This window comes from Prevotella sp. lc2012, assembly GCF_900107065.1.
Taxonomy (GTDB): domain Bacteria; phylum Bacteroidota; class Bacteroidia; order Bacteroidales; family Bacteroidaceae; genus Prevotella.
The window spans coordinates 526,980-539,791 of sequence record NZ_FNUF01000002.1 but is presented as its reverse complement, the minus strand read 5'-3'; the positions used below and the strand labels follow the sequence as shown (position 1 = coordinate 539,791).

Here is a 12,812-nt window from a genome sequence, read left to right as displayed (position 1 = left end):
ATTTCCGTAATAAATGTCTGGTTATTAGCTTGATACCTATATGACACTTCATTGGAAGGTATCATTTCCAACGTATACCCTATCACCTCTAATAGTAAAACAACTTGTTTTACCTTTAAAGGAGGCATCTCTATCACACGTAAACCCTATCTCCATGAAAGTAAAACAAGTTGTTTTACTTCTTTGATAGACGTCTGCTTCACCCGTTACCCCCGTTTCTTAGAAGTACTCGACCTTAATACACGATCAACACTACCCGCTTCTAACAGACAGCGCTCCGCCTCTTCATAGGAGAGGCCAAGCGAGTCCTGAATCATCCGCACGCCCCGATCCACAAGCTTCGCATTGGTCAGTTGCATCTTCACCATACGGTTACCTTCGACACGACCAAGACGAATCATCAGTGAAGTGGAAATCATGTTGAGTACCATCTTCTGCGCTGTTCCGCTCTTCATACGACTGGAGCCCGTCACGAACTCAGGACCCACAATGGTCTCGATGGCATGATCGGCCGCAGCTGCCAACGGACTACCGGGGTTACTGGTGATACAACCCGTCAGCAATCCATGTTTCCTGGCCTCGCTGACCGCTCCAATGACATAGGGTGTCGTACCTGACGCCGCAATACCTATCACTGTATCATCGGCAGTAGGCTGGTATGCCTCAAGGTCTCGCCAGCCCTGTTCCGGGATGTCCTCGGCCTTCTCGACAGCATGACGCAAGGCCTCATCACCACCAGCGATGATGCCCACGACCCACTGCTCTGGAACGCCATACGTAGGCGGCAGTTCACTGGCGTCGAGCACACCAAGTCGGCCACTAGTACCTGCTCCGACATAGAAGAGTCTTCCCCCTCGTTTCAGCCGCGGCTCAATGGCCTCTACCAATACCTCTATCTGAGGAATTGCCTTTTTCACTGCCTCCGCCACTAGCGCATCCTCCTCGTTGATATGCGCCAGCAACTCGCCTATCGACATCTGTTCCAGATGATCATAGCGCGACGACTGTTCTGTAATTGTCTCCATCTATCCTTCTAAATCCGTTCGATGGTGCAAATATAGCAACTTTTTATCATGTTTCACAAGATTATCTGAGAAAAAACAGACTAACTCCAAGAACAGAAATGACAGCACCGAGTACTGCCCGCCATGTGATTTTCTCGTGAAAGAGCCAATAAGAGGGCAAAAGAATGATTATAGGCGTCATCGCCATGAGCGTGGAAGCGATACCTGCTGCCGTATATTGCACAGCCATCAGCGAAAAACCGACACCAACAAAAGGACCGAAGATGGTGGTAGCCGTCGCAACAGAAAGTCCTTTCCTATCACGCATCGCCTCCCGTAAAGGAGCCATTCCATCACGGAAATAAAGCAGCAATGAAAAACCAATAATACCAGCGATACAGCGATAGAAATTGGCACTGAAAGGCACAAGCCATTCTGGCACACTCGCTACCGTCTCGTAGTGATCCATTCCGATTTTGCTCAATACGAGCCCTACACCTTGACACACAGCGGCTCCAACAGCAAAGAGCACGCCATTAAGGGGCAGTTTCAACGACACCTTATGATGTTCTCCACGTCCAAGCACAGAGATCGCTATACCCAAAAGAGTCACCAACATGGCTCCGACGCTCATTGCTGTCATCTGCTGACCCAGTGTCACCCATGCCATCAAGGCTGCAGACAACGGAGCAAGCGTCATAAAGAGCTGTCCATAACGCGAGCCGATAATGATATAACACTGAAACAGGCAGAAGTCACCTATCACATATCCTACAAGTCCTGACAACAGCATCCAGACAGATGCCTCTGCTGATGCACCTGGTGGCAGCACACTGCCTGTCACCACGCCAAAGAGCACAAGCGAAAAAAGAAGCGCCAGTCCCATACGTAGCACATTCAGCGTCAGATTACCCAGCCGCTTTGATCCAAACTCACTTAACAACGCGGTAGCCGTCCACGAAAACGCCACGCCAATAGATATCAATTCGCCAATATAAGCCATTATCTATTATTCTGAAAACTACTGATGATTGTGCAAAGGTACAAAGTTTTTTCATGATTTCTTTGTAAATACGCATAGAAAGTTGCAGAAATATCATACCTTTGCACCTGTCAATACAATATAACTATTATCAAGCACAAAAATGAAAGAGATCTACTTAGCAGGAGGATGCTTCTGGGGCACAGAGCATTACTTCAAACAGATTCATGGCGTCGTCAACACGGAAGTAGGATTCGCTAACGGAGAAACAGAGAATCCCACCTACAAAGAGGTATATACGGACCAAACGGGTTATGCCGAGACCGTACATGTCATATACGACGAGCAGATCGTTGATCTGGAGTTCCTTCTTAATATGTTCTTCAAAGCGATTGATCCTGTAAGCCTTAACAAACAAGGGCATGACGAGGGTACCCGCTATCGCACTGGCGTCTATTATATTACTGACGATCAGTTGCCGATTATAAACAAAGTGTTTGCTGAGCAACAGGCACAACTCTCCCAGCCCATCGCTGTAGAGTGCCAACCGCTGAAAAACTTCTACACCGCCGAAGAATACCATCAAGACTATCTCGACAAGAATCCTAACGGCTACTGTCATCTGCCAACCGCTCTCTTCGAGTTTGCACGACAGGCCAGATCTTGATCCTTATTTCAGTTTCTTACCATAGTAGTAGACACTGAACGATGTCTTATGATACCCTCTGTGCGGCTCTTGGATGTTTCTATCCATGTTAGCATGCCCGTGATGATCCCTAGATTCCTTCAGCCGAAATGATGAAGGATCAATATATTCGAGTATTCGTCCGTTCATATACACGAACATAGTCGATCTCATAGCGCATCGGGAAAGCCCCATCGTCAATCACACCACCATTGTCGCCACCCAGGGCGAGGTTCAGCAGGATGTACTGAGGACTGTTAAAAGGGTTCTTGTAATGCCCTATCGACCCATTGACCGTGGAAGCGAGAGGCACCTCGTTAAGCAACTCATCGTCCAGATAGAGCCGGATATAAGTCTCGTCCCAATCCATGCGCCACACATGGAAGTGTTGCGCCCAGTTGGGATCACGTTCGATGAAATGGGCATAATCCACACGTTTGCTGTTCCACACAGCCTGATAACGCTGATCGTTGCCCCAAGCCACATTTGCCAGGATATGGGGGACCCCCTTGATACGATAATACTCCATAAGGTCGATCTCGCCACACGACGGCCATTCCATCCCGCTGCCCAGCGTCCAGATGGCAGGCCACGCGCCGCCAGCCGTAGGGATGCGTGCGCACACCTCCAAACGACCATAGAGGAACGCATACTTCCCCTTCGTTGTGAGACAGGCCGAGGTATAGTCGATGGTCTGACGCTGCTGGCCCCAGTGAGTCGCATCAGGACGATAGGTGGGATTGGGGCGCTCTTCGCGCCGCGCCTCGATGACGAGGACCCCATCCTGCAGGTAGGCGTTCTGCCACTGATACCACTGTGCCTCATGGTTACGCACGAAGCCCTGCTCATAGTTCCATGTCGTAGAGTCGGGGCGACCGTTGCCATCGAACTCATCGCTCCACGCCAGTCGCCACTCCTGCGCTGATAGCTGGGTGGCACAAAGCAATACCGATAAAATCGTAGTTTTTCTCAATCTTTATAGTTATTTCCCTTCGTCTTAAACGATTTCGTGACAAAGGTACGTCGTTTTTCTGACATGCCCAAATTAATGGCCGTTTTTCGTTCTACTTGACGGGCATCGCCTTTCCCCCGTCAAGTCACTGCCCTTGACTACTTCTGCAGGATCTGCTCAGCGTGCTCTTTGGTCTTCACCTGCTTACCAGCGAAGATCTGTTCGATGATGCCCTCCTCGTTGATCACGAAGGTGGTACGGATAGTGCCCATCGTCTTCTTGCCGTACATCGTCTTCTCGCCCCAGGCACCCATCGCCTCCATCAGCCTTCTGTCAACATCAGCAATCAGGGGAAAGGGCAACGAGTGCTTCTCCTTGAACTTCACATGCGAGGCAGCAGAATCCTTGCTCACGCCAACGATCTCATATCCCTGAGCCTGTAGATCGCCATAATGGTCTCTCAGACTACAAGCCTCGGCCGTACAGCCGCTGGTATTATCCTTCGGATAGAAATACAGCACCAGCTTACGACCGCGATAATCACTCAGACGGATATCCCGTCCCTGTTCGTCCTTGCCCAGAATCTCGGGCGCCTTGTCTCCAATAGTCATGATTGTCTGTAATGAGGATTATTCGTTTATTATATATTATTCGTTTCCATATATCTCCTCTACTGATTTCTTTGCAGATTGATGACTTATATACACTGCCATAAAAGCAATCATAACCACATTCTGTGATGTTTCTCTTATCACGATAATGACTGGCCTATTGTATCAATTACAAAGAAGTGACATCCAAACATACTTATTTTGTTTACATCTCATCCATGGGAACAAATTCTGTAGAGTTATCCTCGGCATGGTATATAATGTACCCATCTAAAGCTGTACTCAGAATGTGATTTTCTTTTAATCCGCCCCTGTAAAGTAAGAAATTACATACATCTGTAGGAGTGATATAAGGGTTATCACGAAGATGGCTATGAACTACGGATTTAATTTGTTGTCCTTCAACATCCACCGTCTTAATAGCTATCAGTGAATTGTGGTATTTTCTGAAACACAATGCATTACCATTATTATCAAAATCAATAGAGTAATCATTTCCAAAAGGAATTGTGTTTGGCTGTACAGTGCCTTGAAGTATATAGAGTCGTATTAGATTATCATTGATACGTACGAAGTCAAAATTCGGATTACCACATTTTTCGTTATACTTTATTTCACCTCCATAGTTCTCGAAGGCGTTTTTTATCATGATATTTTTAATCCTAGCTTGAGCCCGTTCCGTTTCTGTTATTGGACGTTTTTCGTACGATATAGTATTTGTTCTATTGACATGGTTATATTTCAACTCAAAGACGCAATTCTTAATGTCCTTATCAAAGAAAGTGGCACTCCATGTACTATCTGTGGGTTGCCAGATAAGATTCTCGCCCAGATCGTCACGACTATAGTGAGCCAAGACAGAATCTGTTGACATCCAGTTAATCGTTTCTGCAATGTAAAGATTATACCCTTCTGCGCATATACTATCGTTTGTAGCTTGAATGATTTCTGCTTCTGGGCGTTTTATTTTTTTCTTTTTCTTGTCTTTCTTTTTTTGATCAGCACGCTCAGTTTTCTTTTCTTTTTCCACATACTTCTTTACATACTCTACGAAGTTATGTTCGGTGACAGTGTCCTTGAACCAGCCAAAGTTGAGATGACTCATATCGCTACTAACACCACAAAACATCCAAGGTTTGTCGCTGCTTCTGCCAGAAACATCTATACTCAGTTCCAGCGTGAAATATTGCACCGTGCGCTGCTTGCGGTCTATCACAGCTGCAGCATATTTACATAGCGGAGGTCTCTGAGGTTCAGGCATCCTATAAACAATGATATCAATATCATTAGGTTGAGGATACACCTGTGCCGACACCTCAGCCCAATCCCATTCATAATGGCTGATAAACATTCCACCCAAATACAACTTCCATTCAGTTATATCTGTTAACATTGTGTCGTCGTATTCGCCTTTTTTCCAATCAAAAAGTATCCTAGGTATCCAGCGGAACTGGAACTCATAAGTTTGCATCGTGTCACCGCGCTCTATGATATCACTGTAATATGAAGCCGCCTCGCCCAGTTCTTTATTATCCTTCAGACTATTTAAAAGACGTAACGCTTCTGCTTTGTTTTGCTCCGTACCCCAGCCATTAAAGTAGTATTTAGCAAGTATAAACCTTGCACCTTCGTGCTGTTGGGCTGCTAGTGATACCCATTCGAATGCTTTCTTTATGTCTTGCTCTACTCCATGACCATGTTCATAGAGTATTCCCATATTCAGTTGCGCCACAGGATAGCCGCCTTCGGCAGACTTTTGGTAGTAAGCCACCGCCTTCTTCAAATCAGCAGCCACACCATATCCATACTCATAAGCTTGTCCGACACGCTCCATCGCAGAAATGTTACCTTGTTCGGCCGAACGCATAAACCAGCGGAATGACTCGTCCTGGTTCTTTTCTACACTGATGCCAGCTTCATAGCACACACCGAGCATCAACTGTCCGTAACGATTGCCCTTTTCAGCAGCATCACGAATCATTGAGTAGGCCTTTGTATAGTCTACTTCAACCCTTTCTCCACTAATGTATTCTATGGCCAAATCTACCTGAACATTCAGATTTCCCAGTGCCATAGAATCTTCCATCTCCTTAATAGTCATTTTCTGCTGACTATAAGAGGACTGTGCAATCATACACGTAAAAAGAAAGACAAACAGCCTATTCAAACTATTCAACCTCTTTAATCCATTCAAGATTTTTCTTGTCATCATAATCGTTGGTTTATTGATTCTGTTACAAAGTTATCTATTTATTTGAAATCCTCCATATATAATACACGAAAATGGTATAAATGATTATGCTTTGCAATCCTTATCTCATCCATCCTTCAACACGGTACACCTTCTCCAGAAGTTTCCGTTCCTGTTTTGTTGTACCGTTCCTGTACCACACCTCAACCCGAGCAGCATAATAATCTCCCCAATCGCCTTCGTAGATATGGAATTCTTTTTTTTCTACCAGTCTCGTGAACGATTTCGTTGAATCTATACAAACTTTGCTACTTTCTTCTAGTTCGTCTTCCGATAATGGGATGTTTTCTGTTACCTCGAAACATCGAAGAAAAACTTCTCCTGCTGGTAATGGACCATAATAAAAATCATACTTATATACTCCACCTTGAAAACTATTCCATACAACTAGATAGTTATTGGTATCTATACTGTCTATAGGTGCCGTTGAACACGAATCATCCACAAGGGGCAAGTTGCATTCTAATCCATCAGGAATCGGATGGTCTTTTCCGAATCCATCAGGACTTTCCATTGCTAAGAATGAAAGAGGGAACCCCAGAACACATACGACCAAAATGGTCGCCAAGAAGGAAAAGAAGGACCTCTTCCATTGCTTATTGATAAGTAGAATGACCCATGATATCGGCAGTGCTATCAGTACGATAAGTATAAGAACGCTTACTGTGCTTTCAATTACCATCGATGATTTCATAGATTGTATCATCAACATATACATTAAGCAAGCCACAATCATTAAGCACGCTAGCAGGATAGGTAATATATACCAATATTTTAATAGTCTTTTCATATATTACAATTATTCTTTTCTTACAATGACATTGCAAATATATGACTTTTATTTTTATTAATTGTCTTGTAAAGGAAAAAAATGGTTTACTTCTTCTAGAAATGGACGGGAATCTCGGGCGCCTTGTCTCCAATAGTCATGATTGTCTTTTTATTAGTTATTGATTACGCCAATGCTTGAGCATCGATAGATGAGAGTCATAAAGACTGCGACGTTCTGATTCGGACTGATTGTCGGGGTTGGGCATATGACTGACGAGAAAGTCGAGCAATGAGTCCTTGTCCTTATAAACAAAGTTGCCATCTGCATAGCACCATTTACAATAGTCTTCGTTGAAACTACCATCCACCTCATGGCTAATCATTGCGTCATCCGACAAAGGCATTCCGCAGCATTGGCAGTACAATGTCTGAGGTGAGCCGAGCAGCGTATTGATTGATATCCCAAACTCTCTTGACAATGTCTTCAACTGTTCTGTATCCGGCTGCGTCTCTCCATTTTCCCACCGGCTTACGGCTTGGCGACTTACATAGATCCGTTCAGCTAACTGTTCTTGTGTCAGGTTGTTCTTCTCTCGAATGTTTCTTATAATCTCTTTTGTCTCCATAAAAACTGTTTAATTGATTTGACGGTGCAAAGATACAACAAAGAACAATGCCTGTCAAGAAACAGAAAGTTGCATATTCTTAATTCATGTTAAGTTAGAGATCATATCTGTTGATTAGCGGTCAAAGGCCCATGGCTTGTCAACAAAAAGAGCGCCGCAGTTGTCTGTTCTGCGGCGCTCTTTATATAAAGGTTACCGAAGCCGAGCTCGTCCTTCTTGGATTGATTCCTATCTCAGTTTCTTACCTCTATAATAGGTGTTGAGGCTGTCTTCTGCATAACCGTTACTTGTATATCTGAACGTTGAGGCAAAAGCTCCTTCCACCTTCTCACCATAGTAGTAGACACTGAAGGCATCTTTGGCATAACCTCCTCCCAACACTTCGAAGCTAGAACATGTGGCACCTTTTATCTTTTCACCAAGAAAGAATACACTGAAGGAATCCTTGGCATAACCATAGTCCAATTCGACAAACTGGCTGGACACAGCATCGATTTTCTTATCGCCGTAATAGACACTGAATGATGTTTTATGATACCCTTTGTACGGCTCTTGGATGTCTCTATCCGTGTTAGCATGCCCGTGCCGATGCCTAGATTCCTTCAGTCGGAATGATGAAGGATCAACATACTCGAGTATTCGCCCGTTCATATACACGTGATGACGATCCTTGGCATAGCCGAATCCTAGATCAACAAAACTACGGATATCTGCATGTATCACCATCTCGCCGCCAAAATACACACGGTCTCGGTCAACCTCATACCGTTGGGCATAGCTCGTTAAAGTCCATCCCATCATTGCCATCACAAGACAAATCCTGAATAAAAAATTTACCTGTTTCATCATCTATAAGAGTTATATGATTTATTCACTGATCTTTCTTCTGCATTTCAAATTCTATGACCTCATCATCATATTTGCATATTTTGCCAGTAGCTGCATCTACAATGAACCCAGGCCAGAAGAGAATATTAAGAAGCGAAACAAAATTGAATGTAGGCACAACACTTACATATGTTCTCTCATAGCCATCTTTCTTTATATACAGATGTTTAGAATTCAGGCCTTTCCTTAGCTTAATAGTTGCCATCCCGTCTGCGTCTAACTTCCCTAATTTCCTTGACCCATCATAGATAGTGGCATCACTTTCGCCTGCAAATACAACATCTTGATGAGAAGAAGTAAAAATCGTAGCGCAAGAAGAGAAGCATAATGCTGATGTTAAGACTAAAGAGATTGATATAAGTTTTTCTTTCATAATTGTGAATAATTGAATGATTTATGATAGCACAAAGATAAGTAATATCTGAACAAATAAAAAAGGGAAAACCCTAATATTTCATAGGAATTCCCTATAAGTCATCGAAAGACTTCATCAGATTCTAAATGAAAGCCCCTACAGAGCGTCTGACACTCCGTAGGGGCTTGTCGTATAGAATATTAATCAGCTAACTTTGCCTTGATCATCTCGCGGTTCAGGCGAGCGATATTGGCGATGGTCTCGTTCTTCGGGCAGACAGCCTCGCAGGCGCGAGTGTTGGTGCAGTTACCGAAGCCGAGCTCGTCCATCTTGGCGATCATGTTCTTCACACGACGGGCAGCCTCTACGCGACCCTGTGGAAGCAGGGCGAGCTGAGATACCTTAGACGACACGAAGAGCATGGCAGAGCCGTTCTTACAAGCAGCGACGCAGGCGCCACAGCCGATGCAAGAAGCACAGTCCATGGCCTCGTCGGCATCCTCCTTAGGAATGAGGATAGCGTTGGCATCCTGAGCCTGTCCTGTGCGGATGGTGGTGTAACCACCAGCCTGGATGATCTTATCGAAGGCGTTGCGGTCTACCATACAGTCCTTGATCACGGGGAAAGCCGCCGAGCGCCAAGGCTCTACAGTGATAACATCGCCGTCGTTGAAGCGGCGCATGTAGAGCTGACAGGTGGTGGCACCACGCTCAGTGAGTCCGTGAGGTGTACCGTTGATATAGAGCGAGCACATACCGCAGATACCCTCGCGGCAGTCGTGGTCGAACACGAAAGGCTCCTTGCCTTCGTTGATGAGCTCCTCGTTCAGGATGTCAAGCATCTCGAGGAAAGAGGTGTCATCGGGGATATCGTGCATCTCGTGGGTGTCGAAATGTCCCTGGTCCTTGGGGCCGTTCTGGCGCCAGAACTTTATTGTAAATGAAATATTCTTTGCCATAATTTCAAATCCTTACTTAGTTCTTATAGTTACGGGTTTGTACCTTGATTGCCTCATACTCCAGCGGCTCCTTAGAGAGCTCAGGCTCCACGCCCTTGCCTTTATACTCCCAGCAGCCTACATAGAAGTAGTTCTCGTCGTCGCGCTTAGCCTCGCCTTCCTCGGTCTGGTACTCCTCGCGGAAGTGACCACCGCAGGACTCGTTACGAGAGAGAGCGTCGAAGGCCACAAGCTGACCCATGGTGAAGAAGTCGCGCAGGTGGATAGCCTTGTCGAGCTCGACATTCAGGCCTTCCTTCGTGCCAGGAACAAAGAGGTTGGTATCGAACTCCTTCTCGAGCTCGTGCATCTTCTTCAGACCTTCCTTCAGGCCCTCAGCGGTGCGACCCATACCTACATACTCCCACATGATGTGACCCAGCTCCTTGTGGATAGAGTCGACAGAGCGCTTACCCTTGATGTTCATCAGACGGTCGATCTCGGCAGCAACGCCCTTCTCGGCCTCCTCGAACTCAGGCAGATCGGTAGAAACCTTGCCCCAGATAGACTGGTCGGCCAGGTAGTTCTGGATGGTGTAAGGCAGCACGAAGTAACCATCGGCCAGACCCTGCATCAGCGCAGAAGCACCCAGACGGTTAGCACCGTGGTCAGAGAAGTTACACTCACCGATAGCGAACAGGCCCGGGATGGTGGTCTGCAGCTCGTAGTCTACCCAGATACCACCCATGGTGTAGTGGATAGCGGGATAGATCATCATCGGCTTGTAGTACTTCACACCGTTAATCTCGTTGGCCACATCGCCAGGGAACACGTCGGTGATCTCCTCATACATCTCGAAGAGGTTACCATAACGCTGCATGATCACGTCGATACCCAGACGGTTGATAGACTCAGAGAAGTCGAGGAACACAGCCAGACCCGTGTTGTTCACGCCGAAGCCCTTGTCACAGCGCTCCTTAGCAGCACGAGAGGCCACGTCGCGAGGTACGAGGTTTCCGAAGGCAGGATAACGGCGCTCCAGATAGTAATCGCGGTCCTCCTCAGGAATCTCCCAACCCTGCTTGGTACCAGCCTGCAGAGCCTTGGCATCCTCAATATTCTTCGGCACCCAGATACGACCGTCATTACGCAGCGACTCAGACATCAGCGTCAGCTTAGACTGCTTGTCACCATGGACGGGGATACAGGTGGGGTGAATCTGAACATATGAAGGGTTGGCGAACATGGCACCCTTACGATAGCACTGAACGGCAGCGGTGCAGTTACAACCCATAGCGTTGGTAGAGAGGAAGTAGGTGTTTCCGTAACCACCAGTAGCGATAACGACGGCATTGGCGCTGAAACGCTCCAGCTCACCAGTAACGAGGTTCTTGGCGATGATACCACGGGCACGGCCGTCGACAATCACCACATCCTCCATCTCGTAACGGGTGTAGAGCTTCACCTTACCAGCCTGAACCTGACAGCTCAGTGAAGAGTAGGCGCCCAACAGCAGCTGCTGACCCGTCTGACCCTTGGCATAGAATGTACGAGACACCTGAGCACCACCAAATGAACGGTTGGCCAGCATACCACCGTACTCACGAGCGAAGGGAACACCCTGAGCCACGCACTGGTCGATAATATTGTTTGAAACCTCAGCCAGACGATACACGTTGGCCTCGCGAGCACGATAGTCACCACCCTTCACGGTGTCGTAGAACAGACGATAGACAGAGTCACCATCGTTCTGATAGCACTTGGCGGCGTTGATACCACCCTGGGCAGCGATTGAGTGAGCGCGACGGGGAGAGTCCTGGATACATAGGTTAATCACATTGAAGCCCATCTCACCGAGTGAAGCGGCTGCAGAGGCACCAGCCAGACCGGTACCAACCACGATCACGTCGAGCTTCAGCTTATTCTTCGGGTTGACGAGACGCTGATGAGCCTTATATTCCTTCCATTTCTCAGGTACTGGACCTGCGGGAATCTTAGAATCTAATACTTTTGCCATAATCTTTTTCAAAATTTAAGATTGAAAAAATAAATAATTAAAGTTTAGCAGAGGCTCGGAGCGCACTTGAATGCGAAAGCCAGAACAACAATCAGGAAACAGATCATCAGCAGGGTCACATAGATGAAGCCGATCACCTTCCAACGGCAGAGCCATGTCTTACCACTCCATCCAAGTGTCTGAAGGGCTGACCAGAAGCCGTGTGTGAGGTGGAACCAGATTGCCACGAACCAAACGATGTACAGAACTACAAATACAGGATTAGCGAATGTCTCCTTAATCCATGCAAAACCATCGGCAGGATCGATCTGCTGGTATGTGCCCACCAGCTCGGCGAACATCATGTTGTACCAGAAGTTGTACAGGTGCAGCAGCAGGCCAATCACGATGATCAGACCCAACACGAGCATGTTCTTGGAAGCCCACTCCACCTTACCTGCATTCACTGTTGTTGCCACTTCATAGCGATTGTCTCCGCGGGCCTTACGGTTCTGCGCCGTCAGGATGAAAGCGTAGACAATGTGAATCACTGCCAGAGCAGCCAGACCAAGCGTTGCTACAACAGCATACCAGTTGGCACCCAGGAATTCGCAAATCATGTTGTATCCCTCTTCCGAGAACAGCGCTACCACGTTCATGCAACCATGGAAGGTCAAAAACAGGATGAGCGCAATGCCCGTCACAGACATTACAACTTTTCTACCAATTGATGAATTGATTAACCACATAAGT

The 12,812-nt window shown here is 46.6% G+C and carries 13 protein-coding genes; 1 reads left to right on the top strand and 12 read right to left on the bottom strand.

What is annotated here, in order from left to right; translation table 11 throughout:
• Positions 1 to 206: 206 nt before the first annotated feature.
• Positions 207 to 1,025, bottom strand: a complete 819-nt coding sequence (gene murQ / locus BLU99_RS06175; RefSeq protein WP_091900308.1) for an N-acetylmuramic acid 6-phosphate etherase — start codon at positions 1,023 to 1,025, stop codon at positions 207 to 209.
• A 61-nt stretch (positions 1,026 to 1,086) separates the two neighbouring features.
• Positions 1,087 to 2,007 (bottom strand): DMT family transporter, encoded by a 921-nt coding sequence (locus BLU99_RS06170; protein WP_091900307.1) that lies wholly within the window; start codon positions 2,005 to 2,007, stop codon positions 1,087 to 1,089.
• 142 nt (positions 2,008 to 2,149) lie between these two features.
• Here BLU99_RS06170 and msrA point away from each other — a divergent pair, with 142 nt between their 5' ends.
• Entirely contained in the window at positions 2,150 to 2,653 is a 504-nt protein-coding gene (gene msrA, locus BLU99_RS06165; RefSeq protein ID WP_091900306.1) for a peptide-methionine (S)-S-oxide reductase MsrA, read from the top strand.
• Between the two features lie 139 nt (positions 2,654 to 2,792).
• Here the strand turns inward: msrA and BLU99_RS06160 are convergent, their stop codons facing one another.
• The 10 genes from BLU99_RS06160 to BLU99_RS06115 form a co-directional block, all read right to left on the bottom strand.
• Positions 2,793 to 3,644 carry a glycoside hydrolase family 16 protein gene (locus tag BLU99_RS06160; RefSeq protein ID WP_091900305.1) on the bottom strand — a complete coding sequence of 284 codons (852 nt, stop codon included), beginning with the start codon at positions 3,642 to 3,644 and terminating at the stop codon, positions 2,793 to 2,795.
• A gap of 137 nt (positions 3,645 to 3,781) precedes the next feature.
• Positions 3,782 to 4,234, bottom strand: a complete 453-nt coding sequence (gene bcp / locus BLU99_RS06155; RefSeq protein ID WP_091900304.1) for a thioredoxin-dependent thiol peroxidase — start codon at positions 4,232 to 4,234, stop codon at positions 3,782 to 3,784.
• 205 nt (positions 4,235 to 4,439) lie between these two features.
• A complete protein-coding gene (locus tag BLU99_RS06150) occupies positions 4,440 to 6,446 on the bottom strand; it encodes a tetratricopeptide repeat protein (RefSeq protein WP_091900303.1) in 2,007 nt (668 codons plus the stop codon).
• Between the two features lie 100 nt (positions 6,447 to 6,546).
• A complete protein-coding gene (locus BLU99_RS06145; RefSeq protein ID WP_091900302.1) occupies positions 6,547 to 7,275 on the bottom strand; it encodes a hypothetical protein in 729 nt (242 codons plus the stop codon).
• Between the two features lie 157 nt (positions 7,276 to 7,432).
• Positions 7,433 to 7,882, bottom strand: coding sequence for a zinc ribbon domain-containing protein (locus BLU99_RS06140; protein WP_091900301.1), 450 nt, complete (start codon positions 7,880 to 7,882; stop codon positions 7,433 to 7,435).
• 228 nt (positions 7,883 to 8,110) lie between these two features.
• The gene (locus BLU99_RS06135; protein ID WP_255397470.1) at positions 8,111 to 8,728 is read right to left on the bottom strand and encodes a DKNYY domain-containing protein; all 618 of its coding nucleotides are present in this window, start codon (positions 8,726 to 8,728) and stop codon (positions 8,111 to 8,113) included.
• Positions 8,729 to 8,753: 25 nt separating this feature from the next.
• The gene (locus BLU99_RS06130; RefSeq protein WP_091900299.1) at positions 8,754 to 9,143 is read right to left on the bottom strand and encodes a hypothetical protein; all 390 of its coding nucleotides are present in this window, start codon (positions 9,141 to 9,143) and stop codon (positions 8,754 to 8,756) included.
• Positions 9,144 to 9,325: 182 nt separating this feature from the next.
• On the bottom strand, positions 9,326 to 10,084 hold the full coding sequence (locus BLU99_RS06125; RefSeq protein ID WP_091841399.1) for a succinate dehydrogenase/fumarate reductase iron-sulfur subunit: 759 nt from the start codon (positions 10,082 to 10,084) through the stop codon (positions 9,326 to 9,328).
• 16 nt (positions 10,085 to 10,100) lie between these two features.
• Positions 10,101 to 12,080, bottom strand: coding sequence for a fumarate reductase/succinate dehydrogenase flavoprotein subunit (locus BLU99_RS06120; RefSeq protein WP_091900298.1), 1,980 nt, complete (start codon positions 12,078 to 12,080; stop codon positions 10,101 to 10,103).
• A gap of 44 nt (positions 12,081 to 12,124) precedes the next feature.
• Positions 12,125 to 12,808, bottom strand: a complete 684-nt coding sequence (locus BLU99_RS06115) for a succinate dehydrogenase cytochrome b subunit (RefSeq protein WP_091900297.1) — start codon at positions 12,806 to 12,808, stop codon at positions 12,125 to 12,127.
• Positions 12,809 to 12,812: the final 4 nt, after the last annotated feature.

Bases quoted from the DNA above. Each gene is read 5' to 3' on its own strand.
- murQ (WP_091900308.1), bottom strand. From the start codon at position 1,025: ATGGAGACAATTACAGAACAGTCGTCGCGCTATGATCATCTGGAACAG.
- BLU99_RS06170 (WP_091900307.1), bottom strand. From the start codon at position 2,007: ATGGCTTATATTGGCGAATTGATATCTATTGGCGTGGCGTTTTCGTGG.
- msrA (WP_091900306.1), top strand. From the start codon at position 2,150: ATGAAAGAGATCTACTTAGCAGGAGGATGCTTCTGGGGCACAGAGCAT.
- bcp (WP_091900304.1), bottom strand. From the start codon at position 4,234: ATGACTATTGGAGACAAGGCGCCCGAGATTCTGGGCAAGGACGAACAG.
- BLU99_RS06150 (WP_091900303.1), bottom strand. From the start codon at position 6,446: ATGATGACAAGAAAAATCTTGAATGGATTAAAGAGGTTGAATAGTTTG.
- BLU99_RS06145 (WP_091900302.1), bottom strand. From the start codon at position 7,275: ATGAAAAGACTATTAAAATATTGGTATATATTACCTATCCTGCTAGCG.
- BLU99_RS06140 (WP_091900301.1), bottom strand. From the start codon at position 7,882: ATGGAGACAAAAGAGATTATAAGAAACATTCGAGAGAAGAACAACCTG.
- BLU99_RS06135 (WP_255397470.1), bottom strand. From the start codon at position 8,728: ATGAAACAGGTAAATTTTTTATTCAGGATTTGTCTTGTGATGGCAATG.
- BLU99_RS06130 (WP_091900299.1), bottom strand. From the start codon at position 9,143: ATGAAAGAAAAACTTATATCAATCTCTTTAGTCTTAACATCAGCATTA.
- BLU99_RS06125 (WP_091841399.1), bottom strand. From the start codon at position 10,084: ATGGCAAAGAATATTTCATTTACAATAAAGTTCTGGCGCCAGAACGGC.
- BLU99_RS06120 (WP_091900298.1), bottom strand. From the start codon at position 12,080: ATGGCAAAAGTATTAGATTCTAAGATTCCCGCAGGTCCAGTACCTGAG.
- BLU99_RS06115 (WP_091900297.1), bottom strand. From the start codon at position 12,808: ATGTGGTTAATCAATTCATCAATTGGTAGAAAAGTTGTAATGTCTGTG.